Source organism: Sanguibacter sp. Leaf3 (assembly GCF_001425965.1).
Lineage (GTDB): Bacteria > Actinomycetota > Actinomycetes > Actinomycetales > Cellulomonadaceae > Sanguibacter > Sanguibacter inulinus.
The window spans coordinates 642,175-664,015 of the sequence record NZ_LMRH01000003.1 but is presented as its reverse complement, the minus strand read 5'-3'; the positions used below and the strand labels follow the sequence as shown (position 1 = coordinate 664,015).

Genomic DNA, 21,841 nt, shown 5'->3' with positions numbered 1-21,841 from the left:
GTCACCAGCCTCCGCGGCTCGGACCCGACCCAGGTCGTCCGCCACCACGGCGGTGGCTGCCGAGCGCCGGACGCACGTCGGTGAGGTAGATCGCGGCAGGGACCACCATGAAGAGCGCAGCCATGCCGAGCATCGCGACCCCGAGGGGTGGGTAGAGACCGACGAACCCCAGGAGCGCGCCAGCCGCGAGGATGGCGACCCAGAACACCTTGGTGCGCTTCCCCGCGCTCGTGAACGCGCCAGCCGAGCGCCGCGCGGCGTCGATGAGCGCGAAGACCTCGATGACGAAGAGCGCCAAGGTGATCAGGACCATGATGCTGAACTGCAGCTGGGCGAACATGCGCCAAGCCTAAGGGCTGGTCGTACCCGGGGTCCTCCCGTCCACTACATCGGCGCGAGAGCCTCACGGGCCTCGCCGGGTGTCGCCCCGGCCGTCTCGCAGAGGTCGACGATCGCGGACCGCAGGATCAGCGTGAGCGACTGGACCTGCCAGTCCCCCGTGCCGAGCAGGCCCGGGTGCGCCTCGTGCGCGACCGAGAGCAGCATCTCGCGGGCGACCGCGGGGTCGTTGCCCGCGGCGACGTTCTCGGCGAGCAGGTGCGTGGCCTTGGCGAGGTCGTCGAGCAGCTGCGCGAGCCTGTCGACCTCGGGGCCTGTCGGCAGGCTGATAGCACGACGAGCGATCACCCGGACCGTGCGCATCGTGCGGTCGCCGAGCATCGCCGTGCGACCCATCGTGGTGAGCTCGCTGCGGTACCGCCGCCCTGTGGCCGTGACCCGCGCCGTGCCGATCGCGCTCTTCGTGACAGCCTGCCACTCGTCGAGCGCCGGCTCGGAGGCCCGCCCGCGCAGGAGCGCGGCCTCTCGGTCGGCCGGGTCCCCCGTGCGCATGCCGTGCGCGATCTCCTCGAGCGTCCGCGCGAGCTCGGCGAGCCCGTCGCCGCCCAGGCGTCGTGGGAGCCGGCGTGGGTCGCCCGGGGTGAGCGCAGCGACGACGAAGGCGACCACGGCACCGACGAGCGCGTCAGTCCACCGCCCGAACCCGCCGCCCGTCGACACGACGGGCAGACCCACGATGACGATCGACTGCACGCCCGCCTGGGTGGTCAGCAGCACCCCGCGGTCGAGGAACCGGGCGACGAGCGCCGACACCACGAGCACGATGCCGATCTGCACGGCCCCGGCGCCGATGAGCTTCGCGATCGCCTCGCCGAGCCCGACCCCGATCGCCACGCCGATGCCGACCTCCGCGACGCGGCGCATGTTGCGGTCTGCCGTGAAGCCGAGGCAGATCCAGGCGCAGACCGGCGCGAAGAAGGGCGAGGGGTGCCCGAGCAGCAGGTGGGCGATCCAGTACGACAGGCTCACCGCGACCCCGGCGAGCAGGATCGGACCGAAGCCTGCTCGCACCCGGATGCGGCCCTGCCGCACGCGGCTGCGGGCCACGAGGGACATCTGGCGGACCTTCGAGGTCACGAAGGAGTCCTCGCCGGGGGAGCGGCTCACCGCGCCGGCACCGCTGGGACGGCCCGGACCTCCGACGCCGCGAGCGTGCACGGCCTCCAGAGGACGGGCACGGTCGGGGTGTCGGACGCCGTCATCGAGGTGTCAGGCCTCGTGCCACCGGACCGCGGGCGGCCGGACGGTCGACCGAGACGCCCTCACCGGGCACGACGACCTCCTGGCCCGCGGCGACGTCGCCGCCCTCGCAGGAGACGAGCAGGTCGACGTCGGTCGGGGTGCTGCGCTTGACCACGGCGAGCGCGACAGGGCCGAGCTCGTGGTGGCGGGCCACCGAGGTGACGACCCCGACAGACCTGTCCCCGGCCTCGACCAAGGCACCGATCTCGGGGAGCAGGTGCCCCGAGCCGTCGAGGTGCGCCATGACGAGGCGGCGCGGCGGCCGTCCCATGTTGTGCACGCGTGCGACGGTCTCCTGGCCGCGGTAGCAGCCCTTGTGCAGGTGCACGGCGGTCCGCAGCCAGTCGAGCTCGTGCGGGATGGTCTTGTGGTCCACCTCGGTCGCGAGGCGTGGACGCCAGGCCGCGATGCGCAGGGCCTCGCTGGCCCACGTCCCAGCCAGCCGCCAGCCAGCAGCCTCGCGGGCCGCGACGGCCTCGAGCAGGGACTCGCGCGGCACGAGCACGAGCCGCCACGGCCGGTCGGCACCAGGGTGCTCGGCGTCTGTCAGGCCGTAGCGCGTGCCACCCTCACGGGTGCGGGGCCACGGATCACGCCAGGTGACGGGCTCGCCGTCGGCTGCCTCGGCGTCGACAGGCTCGCCGATCACCGCCCACGCGTCGGTCGCGTCGGTGATCTCCACGCGCATCATGAACTTCATGCGCTCGAGCCAGGTGACCAGCTCGGCGGTCTTCGACCGCTCGGTGAGCAACCAGGTCGTCTCGCCGTCGTCGACGACCGAGAGCGCGTGCTCGACGTGACCGTGCGGGGAGAGGACGAGGGTCTCGGTCGAGTCGCGGGGCCCGAGGTCGAGCAGCAGCTGGGAGGTGATCGAGTTGAGCCACCCGAGCCGGTCCGGCCCTGAGACCGTGACGACACCGTGGTGCGACAGGTCGACGAAGGCGCCGCCGCGCTCGAGGGCGCGCTGCTCGGCCGTCGGGTCACCGTAGTGCCAGGCGACACCGGCGTCGACCCCGGCGCCCGCGACGGCGCCGTGCCTGGACAGGACCGGGCTCGAGTACGTCATCTCACTCCTCGACGCGGCTGAGGTTGGCCGACACGTAGGACTGCAGGGGGTGGCCGAAGGCCGCGATCTCCCAGACCCACATGAGGTGACCCTCGACGAGGCCGTAGAGACGGCTCGACGCGGACACCTCGGCTGCCGTGGGGGTGCGGGCGATGAGGTCGCTCGCGAGGTCGATGCGGCCGTTGCCGACAGCGCCGAGGTACATGGTCAGGCGCCCGGCAGGGTCGGTCATCATGACCTCGAGGGGCGTCTTGCCCTCGGGCAACCCCTCGGGGCGGTCCGGCGGGACGCGCCAGTAGCCGGTCTCGGTCGACCAGACCGTCGTCTCGCCGGTGCCGAGCGGCGGCACGACGGCGGGTGGCGCGTCCGCTGCTGCCGGCGCGGCGGGGCTCCCGTCCGTCGCATCGCCTGACGTCGGCTCCTCGGGGTCGGCGCTGCTCTGCGCCCACTCCTCGGGGACCGTCGCGGGCACGACGGGCTCGATGACCCGGATCGTCGACTCGTACCGCAGGTACGGGCCGCCGTCATGGTCGAAGGTCACGTCCTGGAGGACGGCGACGGTGTCGATCCCCGGGTAGGAGATCACACCCTCACCACGCCAAGAACCCACCAACCACGCCAGCGGGTAGACCTCGGGCGCGAGCCCGTCGGGGATGGCGAACGACACGTCTAGCGCTGCCCCTTGTAGAGCCTGTAGACCACGAAGCCCGCGAACCACGTGATGGTCACCGTGGCCGCGACGAGCAGCCCGAGGAAGAACATCTCAAGTACATGAACACTCATGGCGACCATCCTACGCACCGATACCCTGACCGCATGAGCGAACCGACAGCCGCCCCGTCCCGACGTCTGGTCGTGAAGTCGACCGCCGGCGTCGCGACCCCCGAGCTGACCAACCAGGCCTTCACGGTCGCGGCGACAGCCGTGGCAGCAGGGGTGGACGTGAGCCTGTGGCTCACGGGCGACTCGGCCTGGCTGGGCGTCCCCGGCCGCGCGTCCGAGCTCGAGCTCGAGCACGCGGCGGGGCTCGACGACCTGCTCGCCTCGGTCCTGGAGGCAGGGAGAGTCACGGTGTGCACGCAGTGCGCAGCACGCCGCGGCATCACGCAGGAGGACCTGGTCCCCGGGGTCCGTATCGCTGGTTCAGCGGTGTTCGTCGAGGAGATCATGGCCCCGCAGACCCAGGCCCTCGTCTACTGAGCCCTGCTCCGGGCCTGCTCAGGCGACGAGCACGCGCCCGACGACGTAGGTGAGCACACCGCTCATCGCGACGGGCAGCACGATCACGGCGAGCGCCGCCTGGCGACGTCGCAGGGCCGGCAGCCTGTAGAAGAGCATGTGCAGCGACGACACGAGGATCCCGGCGACAGCCCCGGCCCACACCCCGTCGAGAGGCGCGAGCTCGGGCAGGACGTAGGCCACCACGACAGACGCGGCGACGGCGCCCACGAGCGTCGCGACGCTGTTGAGGACCCCGCGCAACGGGGTAGCCGAGACGGCTGACGCCGCCGCGAGCGCGATCGCGCAGAGGAGGACGAGGGCCATGCCGTCGGGCACCTTGGACGCCGCGATCCAGCCGGCCGCGGACACGGCGACGACCACACCGCTGACCCCGCCGACGAGAGACTCGACGAGCCGGGTCCGCCCGTCGCCGCGCAGCAGCTCGTTGGTGAAGGAGAGCAGCAGGCCCATCGCGAGGACGAGGGGCAGGTAGCGCAGCCACGGCTCGGTGGTCGTGACGTGCACGGCCGCGAGCGCACCGAGGCCCGGGAGCAGCACCACGAAGAAGGTCCCGCCCGGTGCGGGCAGCCCGAGGAGGGGCGCCCAGCCTGCCGCGAAGGCCACGACGAGGGCGACGAGGACGGCGAGCAGACCCCACTCGCCGAGGAACACTCCCCCGGCGATGGCGGCGGCTGCGCAGGCGGTGGCCACGGCACGCGTCGAGAGATTCACCGGCCCAGTGTCCCAGACGAAGACCCTCCCGCCCGAACTCTGCGCCCCGACGTGGAAGAATCATCAGCACGAGCGCGACGACATCCGGTCCTGCTGCTCGTGGGACGACGGCCTCGCGGTACCGTGGGCGCCTGTCTGAGAGAAGGTGAGAACGGTGTCCGAGCTCCTGCTCCTCACCCCCACTGCGGGTGGTTCTGCCCAGGTGCTCCCTGCCCTCGGTCTCCTGACGCACCGGATCCGGGTGCTGCCGATGGAGCCCTCGGCGCTGGTCGATGCGCCCGACTCCGACGTCGTGCTGCTCGACGCACGCCGTGACCTGGTCGGTGCACGGACCACCTGCCGCCTGCTGCGCGCCACCGGTCTCACGGTCCCCCTCGTCCTCATCGTCACCGAGGGCGGCCTCATGGTCGTGACCGCCGAGTGGGGGGCGGACGACCTCCTCCTGGACACCGCGACCCCGGCCGAGGTCGAGGCCCGACTGCGCCTGGCCCGTGAGCGCTCGGCCAGCCACGGCTCGGGCGACCAGCCGGAAGAGATCTCCTCGGGCGAGCTGATGATCGACGCGAGCGGCTACACGGCCCGCCTGCGCGGCACCCCTCTCGACCTCACCTACAAGGAGTTCGAGCTCCTCAAGTACCTCGTCCAGCACCCGGGCCGCGTGTTCACCCGCGCCCAGCTGCTCCAGGAGGTCTGGGGCTACGACTACTACGGGGGCACCCGGACCGTCGACGTCCACGTGCGCCGCCTGCGGGCCAAGCTCGGCCCCGAGTACGAGCAGCTCATCGGGACTGTCCGCAACGTCGGCTACAGGTTCGACCCGCCGAAGGACCGCCGGGCCGCCCAGGCCGCGGACAACGCCGCCCACGAGGAGGCGGGCTCTGCTCCGGTAGGTTCGGCTCTGTGACCACAGACTTCTCCGACATCCTCATCCCCGGCGACTGGCAGCACGAGTTCGTCGCCGCCAACGGTGCCAGGTTCCACGTGGCGCTCGCCGGACCGTCGGACAGCTCGGCCCCGCTCGTCATGCTGCTGCACTCCTTCCCGCAGTTCTGGTGGGTGTGGCGTGACCAGATCTCCGCGCTCGCCGAGGCCGGCTACAGGGTCGCGGCGATGGACCTGCGCGGCACGGGGGCGTCGGACAAGCCACCGATCGGCTACGACCTGCACACCCGCACCCGTGACGTCGCAGGTGTCATCCGCTCGCTCGGGGCAGACCGTGCCGTCGTCGTCGGGCACGGTCTCGGCGGGGTCGTCGCGTGGTCGATGCCCGCGCTCCAGCCCGTCGTCACCGCTGCCGTCGCAGCGCTCGCTGCGCCCCACCCGGCACGGATGCACGTCTCGCTGCGCGCCTCGCTCAGCCGCCGTGCGCAGGGGCGCCTCGCCTATCTCCAGCTGCCCAACCGTCCTGAGCGCCGGATGACCCGCGGCGACCTCGTGGCCCAGGTGCTGCGTGCCCGCCCGGACTTTGTCTGGCCCGAGGGTGCGATCGAGACGTACACCGAGGCAGCCCGGGTGCCCTTCGCGGCCCACAGCTCGCTCGAGGCCGTGCGCTGGTACGCGCGGCTCGTGCCGACGGGCAGCGGTCGCCGGTACCTGTCTGCGGTCCGTGCGCCGATCGCCGTGCCCGCGCTGCAGGTCCAGGGCGGGCTCGACCCTGTCGTGCGGCCCGAGACGGCCGACGTCGACAGCTCCGCGCTGTGCCGCGAGCTGCGCTACGAGCTGCTGCCCGACGCTGGGCACTTCCTCCCCGAGGAGGCCCCAGAGCAGGTCAGCGCGATCCTGCTCGACTGGCTGAGCGGCCTGTCAGGTCCGACGACCGACGCCTGACCTCGCACTGGTCGCGCTCACGACGTCTTGACGAGCGCCGCGGCCGCGACGGGATCCGACTCCCCGATCCCCGCCGACGGGCACAGGTCCGTGATCGGACACGCACCGCAGGCCGGTCGCCGCGCGAAGCAGACACGCCGCCCGTGGAAGATCACCCGGTGCGAGAACAGCGTCCACTCGGGTCGCTCGACGAGAGCGGCGACCTCCCGCTCGACGACCACGGGGTCGTCGCTCGTCGTCCAGCCCCAGCGTCGTACCAGCCGGCCCACGTGGGTGTCGACGGTGATCCCGGGGATGCCGAAGGCGTCCCCGAGCACGACGTTGGCAGTCTTGCGCCCGACCCCCGGGAGCGCCACGAGCTCGTCGAGCGTGGACGGCACCTGACCGTCGTGCCGCTCGACGAGCGCGACCCCGATCCCGGAGAGCGACCGGGCCTTCGGCCTGAAGAACCCCGTCGGGCGGATCATCTCCTCGAGCTCGCTCGGGTCGGCCTGCGCGTAGGCCTGGGCGTCGGGGAAGCGCGCGAAGAGCGCCGGCGTCACCTGGTTCACCCGCTTGTCGGTGCACTGGGCGGAGAGGACCGTCGCCACCAGCAGCTCGAGGGGCGTGGTGAAGTCGAGCTCGCACCGGGCGTCCGGGTAGACCTCCGCGAGACGCCGGTTGGTGCGGCGGGCCCTGCGGACGAGCGCGACCGGTGGACGCTCCTGCGGGGTCTGCGCTGCCGTGGCCGTCGTCCGGCTCGTCTGCCTCGAGCCCTGCGGCCTGGTCACAGCACGTCCTCCATCTCTCGGACGCACCGGTCCGCATCACTCAAGATCGACCGTCGGCGTGCCGACAGTAGGAGTGTTCGCATCTTCACCTGATCCTCCGTCGGGAGCACGTCGTGCCGACTGCCTCACAGACCGCCCTCCAGCTGCTGGACCTCGCAGAGCTGAGGCGCACGCGTGCCCTGCTGCGGCACGAGGTCTCGCAGGCGACGCACTGGCGCCGGATCATCCAGGCGCGGCTCGACCTCACAGTAGCCCGGGCTGTGCTGCCGGCCAGGCTCGGGCTCGAGATCACCGACCAGGTGAGCCCCGAGGCGCTCTCCACGATCCCCGCCTTCGGCGACCTCCTCGGGATCGCCCGACGGCCCGGTGACAGCTTTCCCGTCGACGACCTGCTGCGGCTCCGGGCGGCCGAACGGTCGCTCGGAGAGTACGAGGCGCACGTGCGCCGAGCCCTCATGGCAGCGACCGACGCGCTCGTAGAGCGCCTGGAGGCCGTCCGCGCTGTACCGTGAGAGAGCGCACATGAGGCAGACTGTGGTGCGCACAAACACCAGCTACTCCCGTGAAGGACGTTCCGCGTGGACAACGACGACGTAGTGCTCTCCGCTCCCCTCTTCGCCACGATGGAAGAGACCGAGACCCGGGGGCTCCTGGCCTCCATGTCGAAGGTCGAGCTCGCCCGCGGCGACGTGCTCTTCAGCGAGGGCCAGCCCGGTGACAGGCTCTACGTCATCAGCGAGGGCAAGATCAAGCTCGGCCGCAGCTCGAGCGACGGCCGGGAGAACCTCATCGCCGTCCTCGGACCCGGCGAGATGTTCGGTGAGCTCTCGCTCTTCGACCCGGGCCCCCGCTCCCTCGGCGCGAGCGCCGTCTCCGACTCGGTGGTCTACGAGCTCGGTCACGACGCGCTGCTGCGGACCCTCGAGGAGAACCCGGGCGTCGCCAAGCACCTGCTGACGGCCCTCGCCCGCCGCCTGCGCCGCACCAACGAGGCGCTCGCCGACCTCGTGTTCTCCGACGTCCCCGGTCGTGTCGCCAAGGCGCTCCTCGACCTCTCGACGCGCTTCGGCGAGCAGGTCGACGAGGGCATCCGCGTCGCCCACGACCTCACGCAGGAAGAGCTGGCCCAGCTGGTCGGCGCCTCCCGCGAGACCGTCAACAAGGCCCTCGCGGACTTCGCCGGCCGCGGCTGGGTCCGTCGTGAAGGACGCGCCGTCGTCCTCCTCGACCTCGACAGGCTCGAGCGCCGCGCGCGCTGAGCCGTCCCGGGCCAGACCCGGACGTGCCTCTCGGGCACACCATCACGAACGCAGAGAGCGGGCCCGCAGCATGCGCTGCGGGCCCGCTCTCTGCGTCTGCGGCAGCTGGTGCTGGTGCTGGTGCTGCGAGCTGATCAGCCCTCGGCGAGCTCGACGACCAGCTCGATCTCGACGGGCGAGTCGAGGGGCAGGACCGCGACCCCGACGGCGCTGCGCGCGTGGACGCCAGCCTCGCCGAAGATCTCGCCGAGCAGCAGGCTCGCACCGTTGACCACGGCCGGCTGGCCTGTGAACGAGGGGTCCGAGGCCACGAAACCGACGACCTTGACGATGCGTGAGACCTGGTCGAGCGACCCGATCTGCGACGCCACGGCGGCGAGGGCGTTGAGCACGGCCGTCCGGGCGAGCGACGCCGCCACGAGCGGACCTACGAGCCCCTCGCCGTCACCGACCTTGCCCGTCGCGGCGAGCGCACCGTCGACGAAGGGCAGCTGGCCCGAGGTGTAGACGTAGCGGCCCGTGCGGACCGCCGGGACGTAGGACGCCACCGGCGCGGCGACCTCGGGGAGCTCGAGCCCGAGCTCGGCGAGGCGCCCCAGGACGGAGGACGTCACGAGGTCGGGCGCTTGAGGTAGGCCACGAGGCCGTTGCCGTCGGGGCCGGTGACGACGGTGACGAGCTCCCACCCGTCGGAGCCCCAGTTGTCGAGGATCTGCTTGGTCGCGTGGATCAGCAGAGGAACGGTCGCGTACTCCCAGGTCTGTGCCATGGGCCCGAGCCTAGTGCGTGCCAGCCCACCGGGGCACCCCGGAGATGCTCACAGAACCCCCACCGACTCAGCCGTCCGGCCATCGCCACGAGGCAGGGCCTCCGCGTAGGCTAGGACCATGGCTAACTCTGCGTTCGGTGACGGTCCGGACACGCCCGAAGACTCCGGCACGCTCGACGCTGCGAAGCCCAGGCACACCGTGAACCCGTTCCAGGCGCTCGCGCTGCTCCTCACCTTCGTGCTGCTCGCGGGCGTCGGCGGTCTGCTCATGGCCGGGATGATCATCCCGGTCGCGGCCGCGACCAGCACCGTGACGAACAGCGGGGTCGAAGCCTTCAACGACCTCCCGACCGAGCTCGAGCCGCAACCGCTCGCCCAGGTGTCGTACATCTACGCCTCCGACGGCACCACGCTGCTCGCCCGGTACTACAGCGACAACCGTGTGGTCGTCGGTCTCGACGAGATCTCGCCGAACCTGCAGCACGCAGCCATCGCGATCGAAGACCGTCGCTTCTACACGCACGGCGGGATCGACCCCAAGGGCATGGCTCGAGCTCTCGTGAGCAACCTGCGCAGCTCTGACACGCAGGGCGCCTCGACCCTGACGCAGCAGTACGTGAAGAACGTGCTCATCGACCAGGCAAAGCGCGCCGGGGACACCCAAGCCGTCAACGCCGCATCGGAGGCCACGGCCGCACGCAAGCTCCGTGAGGCGAAGCTGGCGATCGCCCTCGAGAAGCGCATGACCAAGGACGAGATCCTCGAGGGATACCTCAACATCGCGCAGTTCGGCGCTTCCGTCTACGGAGTCGAGACCGCAGCGCAGCGCTACTTCGGCGTGAGCGCCAAGGACGTCTCGATCGTCCAGGCCGCGACCATCGCAGGCATCACGCAGAGCCCCAACGCGAACGACCCGCTGAAGTTCCCCGATGTCTCGGAGCGACGACGCAACCAGGTGCTCGGAGCGATGTACAGCGAGCAGTACATCACCAAGGAGGAGTACGACGCGGCGCGTGCGACGCCTCTCGCGGACACCCTCAACCCCCAGCCGATCAACCAGGGCTGCGAGGGTGCGGGTGGCGCGATCAACGCCGGCTACTTCTGCGACTACGTCACGAAGGTCCTCATCCAGGACACCGCGTTCGGCGACGACCCCAAGGGACGCATCGACCAGCTCTACGACGGCGGGCTGAACATCGTCACGACCCTCAATCCGGGTATCCAGGACATCGTCAACCGCGAGCTCAACGCCAGCCTGCCGGGAGACAACGAGTACGGTTTCGCCATCGCCGGGGTGAGCGTCGACCCGACGAACGGCCACATCCTCGCGATGTCCCAGAACCGCACCTTCGGCAACGACGGGTCTGCGCCCGGCACGACCGAGGTCAACTTCAGCACCGACCGTGCTCACGGAGGATCGGGCGGGTTCCAGCCAGGGTCGACGTTCAAGGCCTTCGTGCTCGCGCAGTGGTTCGAGTCCGGTCGGACGCTGCGTGAGTCGGTCAGCGCGAACGGCCGCAAGTGGACCCCTCAGGACTTCATGGCAGCCTCCCCTCCTGCGACCTGCGACGCGGCGCTCCAGGGCGCAGGGACCTGGCAGCCCGGTAACTCCGACGGCCAGGGCAAGGGCAACATCTCCGTCGAGCGGGCGACGCAGTTCTCGGTCAACACCGCCTACGTCACGATGGAGAGCCAGCTGAACCTCTGCGACATCGCGAGTCTCGCTGACCGTGTCGGCTTCCGACCCGCCGAAGGAGGTCCCACGACTCCGCGCATGAGCATGGTCCTCGGCACGCAGGAGACCTCTCCTCTCGCGATGGCCAGCGCATACGGCACCTTCGCGAACGAGGGACAGCACTGCAGCCCGATCGCGATCCTCACGGTGACGAAGGCTGACGGCACGGAGATCACACCTCCCTCGGCAGACTGCACCCCCGCGCTGAGCACGGCGACGACCAACGCCGTCAACCACGCCCTCGAAGGTGTCCTCGACTCCGGTGGCGCGAAGAAGTCAGACCTTGCCAACCGGACGGCTGCCGGCAAGACCGGCACGACCAACGACAACAAGGACGCCTGGTTCGTCGGGTATACCCGTGAGGTCTCGACAGCCATCTGGATGGGTGACCCCCTGAAGGTCCGGACACTGGCCGGCTCGACCATCAACGGCCAGTTCTACAGGAACGTCTACGGCTCCGACATCCCCGCCCCCACGTGGAAGCGGATCATGGACCAGGTCGTCGGCGGCAACCCTGACATCCCGCTGAGCGCGGCGATCGCGCCGGAGCAGCTCGGGCAGGCCCCCGCCCCTGCCGCTCCGGCAGCCCCGGCAGCTCCCGAGACCGCGGCTCCGCCGGCAGCCGAAGAGCCCGCTCCTCCGGCAGCCCCGGAAGGCTGACCGGGTGACGGCACTCACCAAGGCGGCGACGGGCCTCGCGGCCGTCGCCGCCGCAGGGTTCGGCGCTGTCGCCTGGGCTGCGGCCGAGACGCGGATGTTCACGCTCCGCGAGGTGACGGTGCCGGTCTTGCCCGTCGGGCAGCCGGACCTGCGGGTCCTGCACATCTCGGACCTGCACCTCACCCCGTCTCAGCACGACAAGATCGCCTGGGTGCGGTCGCTGGCGGACCTCGCACCGGATCTCGTGGTCGACACCGGGGACAACATGGCGCACGTCGCCGCCCTGCCGCCCCTGCTGCACGCCCTCGAGCCGCTCATGCGGATCCCCGGTGCTTTTGTCATGGGGTCGAACGACTACTTCGCTCCGTCCTTCAAGAACCCTGCGCGCTACCTGCGCGCCGACGCCCGGCTGTCAGGGATCCTCAAGGAGCCCGTCCGGCTGCCCGCCGACGAGCTCGCCGCTGAGCTGAGCACCGCCGGGTGGAAAGATCTGACCAACCGGCGTGACGTCGTCGTCGCCGACGGCCGACGTATCGCGCTCGTGGGCGTAGACGACCCGCACCTGGACCGCGACGTGTTCCCCGCACCTGAGACCCCCCGGGACGATGTCGACCTCCGTATGGGCGTCACCCACGCGCCGTACGTCCGCACGCTCGACCAGATGCACACGGACGGGTCCGAGATCGTCCTCGCCGGCCACACCCACGGCGGACAGCTCTGCGTCCCGTTCTACGGTGCGCTCGTCACCAACTGCGACATCGACCGCGGGCGGGCCAAGGGACTGCACGGGTGGCCTGGACCCAGCCCCGACCAGCCCGGTGGCGAGTCGTCGACCTGGCTGAACGTCTGCGCAGGCCTGGGCACGTCCCCGTACGCCCCGCTGCGCTTCGCTTGCCGTCCCGAGGCAGTGCTCGTGACGCTCACCTCGAACCGCTGACGGACCACGCGCGGACCTACGCCGGACCATGCGGGGCGAGCAGCCGCACGCGGACATCTGCCGAGGCCCGACCACAGCGGTGCTGACGGCACCCCCGCAGCCGCAGGATCCTGCCGGTTTCGTGATGAGCCCACTTGTCGGCTATTCTGAGCAGGTTCCGATTCACACATCGTGCTGGTCACGACTGTGCCCGGAGCAGCTCGGGGTGTGGCGCAGCTTGGTAGCGCGCGTCGTTCGGGACGACGAGGTCGCAGGTTCAAATCCTGTCACCCCGACGAGCAGGATGTCTGACGGACATCGACAGAAGGGCCGGGTCTCTCAGAGACCCGGCCCTTCGTGCGTCACGGCCTCCGGGCCGCTGCGATCAGCTCACCAACCACCCAGGCGTCTCGACCCCGTCCACCTCGACGGAGCCGAGCTCCCCGAGCACCACCTGGAACGGCGCCTCGGTGTCGAGCTCGTCCGGCAGGTCGAGGACCGTGGTCGTCGGCACGTAGTCGGCGGTCGCAGGGGCGTCGGGGTCAACCGCGGCGAGCGACACCGTGACGGTGCCGCTCTCGGCAGACTCGACCGTCGCGACCGTCGGGTTGGTGCTGCTGCCGTAGGTGACGACCCACAGCGTCGTCCCGTCGGCCCCGAGCCCCGCCCCGGCGCTGGCCTCGGCGGGCGCCTCGACACCCTCGGGCAGGGAGACCGTCACGCCGTCGGGCAGCGAGCCCGTCGTCGCATCGTCGGCGTCAGGCGCCTCGGTCGACGCAGTCGTGGTCGCCTCGTCCGAGGCGGCCGGCGTCGACGAGTCGTCCGACAAGCAGCCTGCGAGCATGCCCGCGGCGAGCGTCGCCGTGAGCGCGAGGGGCGTGATCCTGCTGTGCCTCATGATGGTCTCCGTCCGTCGGGCCTGCGGGATGGTGCGGTGCTCACTCGGCCGGTGCGGCGAACCCGAGCGCGAGATCGATGAGCAGCCGGGTGCCGAAGCCCGTCGCGCCGCGCGGGCGCCAGGACTCGTCGGTCTCGGACTGCATGGTGCCGGCGATGTCGAGGTGCGCCCACGGGATCCCGTCGACGAACTCCGCGAGGAACAGCGCCGCGATGGTGGCCCCGGCGTACTTGCCGCCCATGTTGGAGATGTCGGCGACGTCGGAGTCCAGCTGCTTGCGGTAGCGCTGCTCGAGGGGCAGCTGCCACACCTGCTCGTCGGTCGCGCGGCCTGAGGCGAGCACGGCGTCGACGAGGGTCTGGTCGTTGCCGAGCACGGCCGCGGTCGACTGACCGAGGGCGACGAGCGCAGCGCCCGTGAGGGTCGCGATGTCGACGATCGCGTCAGGCTGCTCCTCGGCGGCGAGGGCGAGGGCGTCCGACATCACCAGGCGCCCCTCGGCGTCGGTGTTCTTGACCTCGACCGTCGTGCCGTTGCGGATGGTCAGGACGTCGCCGAGCTTGACCGCGGAGCCCGACGGCATGTTGTCGGTGCACATGAGGTACGCCGTGACGGCCGTGCGGCAGCCGAGCGCCTCGAGGGCCGTGAGCGCAGCCAGTGATGCGGCAGCCCCGGACATGTCCATCTTCATGGCCAGGTGCATAGGGTCTGAGGGCTTGAGGCTGATGCCGCCCGAGTCGTACATGATCCCCTTGCCGACGAGGGCGAGCGTGCCCTGCGGCTCGACGGGTGCACCGTCGGCGTCGGTCGGCACGTAGCGCAGACGGATCATCCGCGGCTCTTCGGTGCTGCCCGCGTTGACGCCCAGCAGCCCGCCGCAGCCGAGCTCGATCAGCCGGGCCTTGTCGTAGGTCTCGACCTCGAGACCGTGCTCCGGGCCGATGCGCTCGGCCAGGTCGGCCAGGTCGGTGGCTGTCAGGTGCCCGGGAGGTGAGTTCGCGAGGTCGCGTGCGAGCTCGGTCGCCGCAGCCACGACCATGCCGCGCTCGGCGCCTGCGGCCACGTCGGCCCTGTCGGGCTCGGCGGCCACGATCTCCAGGCTCGTCAGCGGGACGTCCTTCGGCGCGGACTTGAGGGCCGAGTAGCGGTAGCGCGCCAGCAGCGCACCCTCGACGACGGCCTGGCCGGCAGCCTCGGCGTCGACATCGGTCTCGGCCGGCAGGTGCAGGGCGATCGACGCGTAGCGGCCCGCGGCCCGGGCGAAGGCTGCGGCCGCGTCGCGGAGCTCGGCGGCGCAGAGCTCGTCGGCATGGCCGATGCCCACAGCCACGACGGTGACGCCGTCGCGGCGCGGCATGACGACGGTCTGGCCGACCCGTCCCTCGAAGTCCACGTGGGCGAGCGCGTCGCGTCCGACCCCGAGCTCGACCGGGACCTCTCCCTCGAGCCCGACGGGGTACCCGACGGCCTCGGCGTCGCCCAGGATGTCGAGGACGGAGACCGTCAACGACTCGAGGGCTCCCCTCGACGGCGTCGGGGTGAAGCTCTCGGGGATCAGTCTGTGCTCGGCGGTGCTCATCGGTGTCCGTCCTCGTCGTCGGTCTGGCGGGCAGCACTGGTCGGGTCGAGCCCGCACGACGGCACAGGCGGCTCCGCTCGGGCGGACGGTGTCCGCCCTCGACGAGCCGCAGAACCCCTGGTCATCGTGTCCTGGTGATGCCCTGGTTCCCTCGAAGCCTAGAACGGCCAGAAGACCGGCACAAGGAAGGTGGCCACCGAGACGAACAGGACGGTGAGCGGGAGACCGAGCCGCCAGTAGTCCCCGAACCTGTACCCGCCCGGCCCGAAGACCATCGTGTTGGCGGGTGTCGCGACCGGCGTGAGGAACGACGCTGCCGCTGCGACGGTGACACCCATGAGCATCGGGAGCGGCGAGAGGCCGGTGTCGAGGGCCACTGCCACCGCGATGGGACCGATGACCAGGGCTGTCGCCATGTTGCTGATGAGCTGGCCCAGGATCACCGTGACGACCACGATCCCGAGCAGGAGCAGGTGAGGGTTGTCAGCCCCGACGGCCTCCACGAGGCCGCCGGCCATGCTGTCGGCCAGCCCGGTGCTCTGGATCGCGACCGAGAGCGGGATCATCCCGCCCACGAGGATCAGCGTGGTCCACGAGATCGAGCGGTGCGCCTCGGTGACCGTCATGACGCGCAGCAGGACCATCGCGCACGCAGCGAGCAGCGCGGCGACCGACGCAGGGACGGCGCCTGTCGCGAGCAGGAGGACCATGCCGAGCACGATGCCGATGGCGACCTTGGCTCGTCCTCCCATCGGCGCGGCCTGCCTGCGCAGCAGCTGCGGTGGGTCCACGACGATCACGTCGGGGTCGGAGGTCGTGAGGTCTAGGGCATCCCAGGTCCCCTGGAGCAGGAGCGCGTCCCCGGCCACGAGCGTGGTCCGCCCGACGTCGTCACCGCCCCGCTGGATCGCGGCGATCACGAGGTCGCCCGACTCGGTCACCATGCCGGGGAAGGCCTCGACCCCGATGAGCGAGGAGCGCGGGGAGACCACGACCTCGGTGACTCCTGTGTCGCTCGCGAGCAGCGCGTCGTCGGGCAGGTCGTACTGCTGAGCGAGCAGCCTGCCGTGGCCGCTGAGGTCGCGTGGCAGGGCGGTGGGAGTCCGCACAGGCAAGAGCCGCGGTCCGAAGAGCACCACGACGAGGATGGTGCCCAGCACGAGCGGGAGCCCGACGAGCGTGAAGGAGAAGAACCCGAAGGGCTTCTCACCAGCACCGACCGCGAGCTCGGAGACGAGCACGTTGACGGGGGTCCCGGTGAGCACGAGCAGCGACCCGGCGTGCGCGCCGAAGGCGAGCGGGACGAGGAACTGCGACGGTGACAGCCCCAGGCGCACGGCAGTGACGACGACCATCGGCAGCAGCGCCGCGACGGCCCCGTTGACGCTGATCAGCGCTGTCACGAGGGCGACGAGGGCCATGAGCAGCACGACGAGGCGACGCCGGCTGCCGCGCGCCCTGTCGACGAGCTGCTGCCCGGCCCACGCCGTGACACCTGAGGCCTCGAGCCCGTCGCTCACCACGAAGAGCGCGGCGATGAAGATGATGACGGGGTCGCTGAAGCCGCCGAAGGCCTGCTCGAGCGATACGACACCCGTGGCCCAGAGCGAGAGCGCGACACCGATCGCGACCAGACCGACAGGGACCTTGTTCCAGACGAAGACCAGCACTGCGACCACGAGGATCACGATCGTCACTGTCATGTCGTCCACACGCGTGACAGTACCGCTCGGGTGCCCCTGGCGGACCGGTCTCGGGGGACGAGATCAGGAGGGCCGGTCGCCCGGCCCTCCTGACCTCGTCGGTCAGTGCAGCGTGGGTGTCAGCCCCGGCGGGCGCGGGAGGCTGCGGCGAGCTCGTGCAGCAGCTCCGCCGTGGTGTCCCAGTCGATGCACGCGTCGGTCACGGACTGCCCGTAGACGAGGCCGCTCGGCGCGGGCTTCTGCGCACCGGCGACGAGGAAGCTCTCCATCATGATCCCGGAGATCCCGCGGTTGCCGGCGGCGACCGAGCCGGCGATCTCACGGACGACCTCGGCCTGACGGACGTGCGACTTGCCGGAGTTGCCGTGGCTCGCGTCGATGACCAGACGCCGACCGAGACCCGAGGCCCCGACGACGTCGAGCGCGTCGGCGACCGAGGCGTCGTCGAAGTTCGGTCCCGAGCGACCGCCACGCAGGATCACGTGGCAGTCGGGGTTGCCCGTCGTCGCGACGGCGGCGGCACGGCCCTCGGAGTCGATGCCGAAGAACGTGTGCTCGGCGGCCGCCGTCACGCAGCCGTCGACAGCCGCCTGGACGTCACCGTCGGTGGCGTTCTTGAAGCCGATCGGCATCGACAGGCCTGAGGCGAGCTGGCGGTGCACCTGGCTCTCCGGGTTGCGGGCGCCGATGGCACCCCACGAGACGGCGTCGGCGATGTACTGCGGGCTCGTCGGCTCGAGGAACTCGCAGGCCGCCGGGACACCCTCGTCGAGGACGCCGAGCAGGACCTCGCGAGCGAGGCGGAGCCCACGGTTCACGTCGAAGGACTCGTCCATGCCGGGGTCGTTGATGAGGCCCTTCCACCCGACCGTGGTGCGCGGCTTCTCGAAGTACACCCGCATGACGACGACGAGGTCGTCGGAGAGCTGCTGCGCGAGGGGCGCGAGGCGGCGCGCGTAGTCGAGGGCCGCGGCTGGGTCGTGGACCGAGCAGGGGCCGACGACGACGAGCAGGCGCTCGTCCGTGCCGTGCACGACGTCGCGGACGTCGCCGCGGCTGCGCTCGACGAGCTCCGCGCTGCGCTCCGAGAGAGGCAGCTCGGCGAGCATCGTCGCCGGGGCGGGCAGCGGGTCGAGGGCGCGGATGCGCAGGTCGTTGGTGCTGTGAGCGTCGATGAGAGCGTCCAGTGACGAGTGGGCGGACATGGGGGCGGGTCTCCGTTCGGGGGTCTGACGAGGGCTGCGGCTGAGAGGGGGTGGTCTCAGACGGAGCCGTGCAGGCCACGAAGATCCGGGGTGCGGAGTCGGCCCGTCTGAAAAGACGAAGGACCCCGACGCGCGTCTGCGTCAAGGTCCTGTGCTGGCTCCGGTGGTCGGTTGGTCAGGCGTACGCCCGCTCGGCCCCACCAGGAGCCAGCGTAAAGCGCAGATACCAACGATTTCCGGTCACGAGTGCGAGGCTAGCACAGGGCGCCGTGGGCGCCCTGTGCGTGCTCGCCTGGCGGAACCCGACCTCAGATCGTCACCCGGCGCATCTGCGCGCGGTAGACCAGCACGTAGGCCGCGGCGACCACGAGAGCCACGAGCATACGCACGGCGTTCGGGTCGAGGGCATCGGGCAGCCATCCGCCGCCGTCCTCGGAGAGGATGTCCACGGCGAAGAAGATCGGTGGGATGGCCGGCAGGAGCGCGACGGTCCCCCACACCCCACCGAGCCGCTGGTACGCCATGCCGACGACGAGCCCCGCGCAGGCCCCCACGAGGAAGACGAGCAGGTACACGACGAACAGTCCGGGCAGGTCGGCGACGCTGTCGTACATCATCTGGCTGACACGGCGGACCTCCCACCCTGCTGCGCGGGCGACCAACGACTCGACCCAGAGCAGCAGCACCATGACGAGGGCGTAGACGACCGCCATCAACGAGGAGACCGCGACGTTCGCCCTGAAGAAGGACCGCCGTGTCATGCCGGCGGCAACGTGCGCCTCGAGCTGACGCAGGCTGAGGGCGATCGCCATCGCGAAGCTGAACCACATCCCGGCCTGCACCCCGAAGGCGATGGTGCTCGTCCCCGCCTGGTCGAACCTGTCGTTGCTCAGCAGGACAGAGGTGCCCACGGCGAGGACGAGCACGACGCCCCAGAACCACGCCGCCATGTACAGGTGGGACCACAGCAGCCACTCACCGGCGCGGCGGGCCTGGCTCTTCCGCGCGGGTGCGCGGCGCGGTGCCTCGACTGTGCTCATCGGTCGACCTCCTCGGCGTGGTGGTGCTCGGGACTGCCTGCGGGCTCTGCGGGAGCCGCAGACCTGTCTGTCAGATGGACGAAGAGATCCTGCAGCGGCACCGGGCCCAGCTCGAGGCCCGCGCTGCGGACCCGGGCGTGCGCGTCCTGACCGAGCATCCCGACGAAGGTCACCTGGGCGGTCCCGCCGAGCACGGTCCGGGCCAGCACGTCGATGCCGAGCTGGGCGACCACCTCGTCGACCGCAGCCGCAGACCCTGTGAGGGTCGAGCCCCGCGCCTGGAGCGACTCGGCGCTGTCGGTGAGCAGGACCCTGCCGCGGTGCAGGATCGTCACGTGCTCGAGCACCCTGTCGAGCTCGCCGATGAGGTGGCTGGACAGGACGATCGTGCGCGGGTGCTCCACGTAGTCGACGAGCAGCGCCTGGTAGAACCTGTAGCGCGACGGCGCGTCCATGCCGAGGTACACCTCGTCGAGGATGGTCAGCGGTGCCCGCGCGGCGAGCCCCAGGCTCGCGCCGACCGCAGATCGTTGCCCACGGGACAGCGACTCGACCTTGGTGCGCATCGGGACCTCGAGCTGGTCGAGCATCTCCTCGGCGTAGGCGCGGTCGAAGGCCGGGCGCATGCTCTCGACGAAGTCGAGGTTGATCTTGACGTTCTCGTCGCCGAGCACGTCACCGCTCTCCCGGACGAAGCACGTGCCCTCGAGGACCCGCTCGTTCTCGAAGGGGTCTTCGCCGTCGACGAGCACCTTCCCGTGGGTCGGACGGCGGAAGGCCGCGAGGAGCGAGAGCAGGGTGGTCTTGCCGGAGCCGTTGCGGCCGAGCAGACCGTGGACGACACCGGGGGCGAGCGTGAGGTCGACCCCGCTGAGGGCGGGACGGTCGAAGTCGACCCCCACGCCGCGCAGCTCGACGCTGAAACCTGTCATGACGGAGCCTCCTGGCTGAGGTTCTGGACGGTCTGGGGTGCCGTGGTGGCAGCGGTGCTTGCGATGTAGCGCTGGATCTCGTCGGTGGTGATCCCGAGGAGCGCGGCCCGCTCGAGGACCGGGGCGAGCTCGTCGGCGAAGAAGTCTGCCCGGCTGGCGGCGCGGAGCCGCTCGGCGGCTCCGTCGGCGACGAACATGCCGACGCCGCGCTGCTTGTAGAGGACCCCGTCGTCGACGAGGAGGGCGAAGGCCTTCGCGGCGGTCGCCGGGTTGATGCGGAAGGTCGTCGCGTACTGGGTCGTCGACATGACCTGCGTCCCCTCCGGGAGGGAGCCGGCGAGGACGTCTCGCCGGATCTGGTCGGCGATCTGGAGATAGATCGGGTCTCGTCCGTCGAACACGCTGCACCTCCCTCGCTCTCGGACGGACACCGCCCGCCTCGCTGGTTCATTACTCCACTAATGAACCACAGGACCGGCGCCGACGCAACCGTCTCGCCGAACAACGGGATGTGCCGCCCTGACGCGAGGAGGCCCGTCGGCGCAGTGCGCACGGGGCGCGCAGGGCGCGCAGCGCGGGAGGCGCGAACGCAGCACGCTCCCAGACGCACGACACCCCTGCAGCTGCTGAGGCAGGTGCAGGGGTGTCGAGACGCGTGTCCGCCCGTCAGCGCCGGGAGACGGCATCGCGAGAAGGCGTCGTCAGCGTGCGGCGAGACGCTCCGCGACGAGCTCGGCGACCTGGACGGCGTTGAGCGCCGCGCCCTTGCGCAGGTTGTCGTTGCTCACGAAGAGGACCAGCCCACGGCCCCCCGGGACCGACTGGTCCTGGCGGATGCGGCCGACGAAGCTCGGGTCCGAACCGGCGGCAGCCAACGGGTTGGGGACGTCCGCGAGCTCGACGCCCGGTGCCGCGGCGAGCAGCGTGCGCGCCTCCTCGGAGGTGATGGCCCGGCCGAACTCGGCGTTGATCGAGAGCGAGTGCCCTGTGAACACCGGCACGCGCACGCAGGTGCCTGCGACGGCGAGGTCGGGCAGCCCGAGGATCTTGCGGGACTCGTTGCGGAGCTTCTGCTCCTCGTCGGTCTCCTCCGAGCCGTCGTCGACGAGCGACCCGGCGAGCGGGATGACGTTGAAGGCGATGTTCTTCACGTACTTCACGGGGTCCGGGAAGGTCACCGAAGACCCGTCGCGCACGAGGCCGACGGTGTCCTGCTCGACGGCGGCCCGGACCTGCGAGTCGAGCTCGGTCGCCCCGGCGAGACCGGAGCCCGAGACAGCCTGGTAGGTCGAGACGATGAGGCGCTCGAGGCCTGCGGCGTCTGCGAGCGGCTTGAGCACGGGCATCGCGGCCATGGTGGTGCAGTTGGGGTTCGCGATGATCCCCTTGGGCGCGTCGGCGATCGCCTCGGGGTTCACCTCGGCGACGACGAGCGGGACCTCGGGGTCGAGGCGCCAGGCCGAGGAGTTGTCGATGACGACCGCGCCGGCCGCCGCGAATCGCGGGGCCTGGGCGGTCGACGTCGACCCGCCTGCCGAGAACAGGGCGATGTCGATCCCGCTGAGGTCGGCGGTCGCGGTGTCTTCGACGACGACGTCCTGGCCCTTCCACGGGAGGGTCGTGCCGGCGGACCGCGCCGACGCGAAGTAGCGGATCGAGGCGATCGGGAAGTCGCGCTCCTCGAGCAGCTGGCGCATCACGGCGCCCACCTGCCCGGTGGCTCCGACGACGGCGACGTGCAGACCGGGGTGGCTCATGGGTTCAGACCTCTCGTCTGTGCCGCGGGCTCTAGGCCCGGGCGGGTTCTACGAAGCGTATGGGTGTCAGGCGCGTCCTCCGGCGAGGGCCGGTGCGGTCAGACAGGGCAAGCCCGACCGACCGGCATCTC

Annotated in this window: 23 protein-coding genes and 1 tRNA gene; 8 read left to right on the top strand and 16 right to left on the bottom strand. The window is 71.0% G+C overall.

What is annotated here, in order from left to right; all coding sequences use genetic code 11:
- Window position 1: 1 nt before the first annotated feature.
- The 4 genes from ASG53_RS16345 to ASG53_RS16330 all read right to left on the bottom strand — a co-directional run bounded on the left by ASG53_RS16345 (window position 2) and on the right by ASG53_RS16330 (window position 3,374).
- Window positions 2-340: a DUF2516 family protein gene (locus tag ASG53_RS16345; RefSeq protein ID WP_056135825.1), complete on the bottom strand. Its 339-nt coding sequence runs from the start codon at window positions 338-340 to the stop codon at window positions 2-4.
- A 44-nt stretch (window positions 341-384) separates the two neighbouring features.
- The gene (locus tag ASG53_RS16340; RefSeq protein WP_327286989.1) at window positions 385-1,506 is read right to left on the bottom strand and encodes an FUSC family protein; all 1,122 of its coding nucleotides are present in this window, start codon (window positions 1,504-1,506) and stop codon (window positions 385-387) included.
- A gap of 91 nt (window positions 1,507-1,597) precedes the next feature.
- The gene (gene ygfZ, locus ASG53_RS16335) at window positions 1,598-2,707 is read right to left on the bottom strand and encodes a CAF17-like 4Fe-4S cluster assembly/insertion protein YgfZ (protein ID WP_056135823.1); all 1,110 of its coding nucleotides are present in this window, start codon (window positions 2,705-2,707) and stop codon (window positions 1,598-1,600) included.
- 1 nt (window position 2,708) lies between these two features.
- Window positions 2,709-3,374: an FABP family protein gene (locus ASG53_RS16330; protein ID WP_056135819.1), complete on the bottom strand. Its 666-nt coding sequence runs from the start codon at window positions 3,372-3,374 to the stop codon at window positions 2,709-2,711.
- A gap of 149 nt (window positions 3,375-3,523) precedes the next feature.
- Here ASG53_RS16330 and ASG53_RS16325 point away from each other — a divergent pair, with 149 nt between their 5' ends.
- Complete coding sequence (locus tag ASG53_RS16325) at window positions 3,524-3,907, top strand: DsrE family protein (protein ID WP_056135817.1); 384 nt, start codon at window positions 3,524-3,526, stop codon at window positions 3,905-3,907.
- A gap of 18 nt (window positions 3,908-3,925) precedes the next feature.
- On the opposite strand, the gene ASG53_RS16320 is transcribed toward ASG53_RS16325, so the two are convergent.
- Window positions 3,926-4,660 carry a hypothetical protein gene (locus ASG53_RS16320; protein ID WP_082544130.1) on the bottom strand — a complete coding sequence of 245 codons (735 nt, stop codon included), beginning with the start codon at window positions 4,658-4,660 and terminating at the stop codon, window positions 3,926-3,928.
- 154 nt (window positions 4,661-4,814) lie between these two features.
- Between ASG53_RS16320 and ASG53_RS16315 the strand changes: the two genes are divergently transcribed.
- On the top strand, window positions 4,815-5,564 hold the full coding sequence (locus ASG53_RS16315; RefSeq protein ID WP_056135811.1) for a winged helix-turn-helix transcriptional regulator: 750 nt from the start codon (window positions 4,815-4,817) through the stop codon (window positions 5,562-5,564).
- A complete protein-coding gene (locus ASG53_RS16310) occupies window positions 5,561-6,487 on the top strand; it encodes an alpha/beta fold hydrolase (protein WP_056135807.1) in 927 nt (308 codons plus the stop codon). Before ASG53_RS16315 ends, ASG53_RS16310 begins: the two co-directional genes overlap by 4 nt.
- A gap of 17 nt (window positions 6,488-6,504) precedes the next feature.
- Here the strand turns inward: ASG53_RS16310 and nth are convergent, their stop codons facing one another.
- Window positions 6,505-7,257 (bottom strand): endonuclease III, encoded by a 753-nt coding sequence (nth, locus tag ASG53_RS16305; RefSeq protein ID WP_056135804.1) that lies wholly within the window; start codon window positions 7,255-7,257, stop codon window positions 6,505-6,507.
- Window positions 7,258-7,370: 113 nt separating this feature from the next.
- On the opposite strand from nth, the gene ASG53_RS16300 reads away from it, so the two are divergent.
- Together ASG53_RS16300 and ASG53_RS16295 are read left to right on the top strand one after the other, a co-directional pair.
- Window positions 7,371-7,769 carry a hypothetical protein gene (locus tag ASG53_RS16300; RefSeq protein WP_056135801.1) on the top strand — a complete coding sequence of 133 codons (399 nt, stop codon included), beginning with the start codon at window positions 7,371-7,373 and terminating at the stop codon, window positions 7,767-7,769.
- A gap of 111 nt (window positions 7,770-7,880) precedes the next feature.
- The gene (locus tag ASG53_RS16295; RefSeq protein WP_056136426.1) at window positions 7,881-8,516 is read left to right on the top strand and encodes a Crp/Fnr family transcriptional regulator; all 636 of its coding nucleotides are present in this window, start codon (window positions 7,881-7,883) and stop codon (window positions 8,514-8,516) included.
- A gap of 134 nt (window positions 8,517-8,650) precedes the next feature.
- On the opposite strand, the gene ASG53_RS16290 is transcribed toward ASG53_RS16295, so the two are convergent.
- Window positions 8,651-9,130: a RidA family protein gene (locus ASG53_RS16290; protein WP_056135799.1), complete on the bottom strand. Its 480-nt coding sequence runs from the start codon at window positions 9,128-9,130 to the stop codon at window positions 8,651-8,653.
- Window positions 9,127-9,285 (bottom strand): DUF4177 domain-containing protein, encoded by a 159-nt coding sequence (locus ASG53_RS19940; RefSeq protein ID WP_012865517.1) that lies wholly within the window; start codon window positions 9,283-9,285, stop codon window positions 9,127-9,129. Before ASG53_RS19940 ends, ASG53_RS16290 begins: the two co-directional genes overlap by 4 nt.
- A gap of 118 nt (window positions 9,286-9,403) precedes the next feature.
- Between ASG53_RS19940 and ASG53_RS16285 the strand changes: the two genes are divergently transcribed.
- The 3 genes from ASG53_RS16285 (at window position 9,404) to ASG53_RS16275 (ending at window position 12,892) form a co-directional block, all read left to right on the top strand.
- Window positions 9,404-11,680 carry a transglycosylase domain-containing protein gene (locus ASG53_RS16285; protein WP_056135797.1) on the top strand — a complete coding sequence of 759 codons (2,277 nt, stop codon included), beginning with the start codon at window positions 9,404-9,406 and terminating at the stop codon, window positions 11,678-11,680.
- Window positions 11,681-11,684: 4 nt separating this feature from the next.
- Window positions 11,685-12,617, top strand: a complete 933-nt coding sequence (locus ASG53_RS16280; RefSeq protein ID WP_056135794.1) for a metallophosphoesterase — start codon at window positions 11,685-11,687, stop codon at window positions 12,615-12,617.
- 201 nt (window positions 12,618-12,818) lie between these two features.
- Window positions 12,819-12,892: transfer RNA gene (locus ASG53_RS16275), tRNA-Pro, on the top strand.
- Between the two features lie 89 nt (window positions 12,893-12,981).
- Here the strand turns inward: ASG53_RS16275 and ASG53_RS16270 are convergent.
- The 8 genes from ASG53_RS16270 to ASG53_RS16235 form a co-directional block, all read right to left on the bottom strand.
- Window positions 12,982-13,494 carry a hypothetical protein gene (locus ASG53_RS16270; protein ID WP_056135791.1) on the bottom strand — a complete coding sequence of 171 codons (513 nt, stop codon included), beginning with the start codon at window positions 13,492-13,494 and terminating at the stop codon, window positions 12,982-12,984.
- 40 nt (window positions 13,495-13,534) lie between these two features.
- Window positions 13,535-15,073, bottom strand: a complete 1,539-nt coding sequence (locus ASG53_RS16265; RefSeq protein ID WP_056135789.1) for a leucyl aminopeptidase — start codon at window positions 15,071-15,073, stop codon at window positions 13,535-13,537.
- A gap of 158 nt (window positions 15,074-15,231) precedes the next feature.
- Window positions 15,232-16,776, bottom strand: a complete 1,545-nt coding sequence (locus ASG53_RS16260) for an SLC13 family permease (RefSeq protein WP_056135786.1) — start codon at window positions 16,774-16,776, stop codon at window positions 15,232-15,234.
- A gap of 119 nt (window positions 16,777-16,895) precedes the next feature.
- On the bottom strand, window positions 16,896-17,981 hold the full coding sequence (locus ASG53_RS16255; RefSeq protein ID WP_056135783.1) for a 3-deoxy-7-phosphoheptulonate synthase: 1,086 nt from the start codon (window positions 17,979-17,981) through the stop codon (window positions 16,896-16,898).
- 308 nt (window positions 17,982-18,289) lie between these two features.
- Window positions 18,290-19,021 (bottom strand): hypothetical protein, encoded by a 732-nt coding sequence (locus tag ASG53_RS16250; protein WP_056135778.1) that lies wholly within the window; start codon window positions 19,019-19,021, stop codon window positions 18,290-18,292.
- Window positions 19,018-19,953, bottom strand: a complete 936-nt coding sequence (locus ASG53_RS16245) for an ATP-binding cassette domain-containing protein (RefSeq protein ID WP_056135775.1) — start codon at window positions 19,951-19,953, stop codon at window positions 19,018-19,020. Before ASG53_RS16245 ends, ASG53_RS16250 begins: the two co-directional genes overlap by 4 nt.
- Complete coding sequence (locus ASG53_RS16240; RefSeq protein WP_056135772.1) at window positions 19,950-20,354, bottom strand: GntR family transcriptional regulator; 405 nt, start codon at window positions 20,352-20,354, stop codon at window positions 19,950-19,952. Before ASG53_RS16240 ends, ASG53_RS16245 begins: the two co-directional genes overlap by 4 nt.
- A 300-nt stretch (window positions 20,355-20,654) precedes the next feature.
- Window positions 20,655-21,710, bottom strand: a complete 1,056-nt coding sequence (locus ASG53_RS16235) for an aspartate-semialdehyde dehydrogenase (RefSeq protein WP_056135769.1) — start codon at window positions 21,708-21,710, stop codon at window positions 20,655-20,657.
- Window positions 21,711-21,841: the final 131 nt, after the last annotated feature.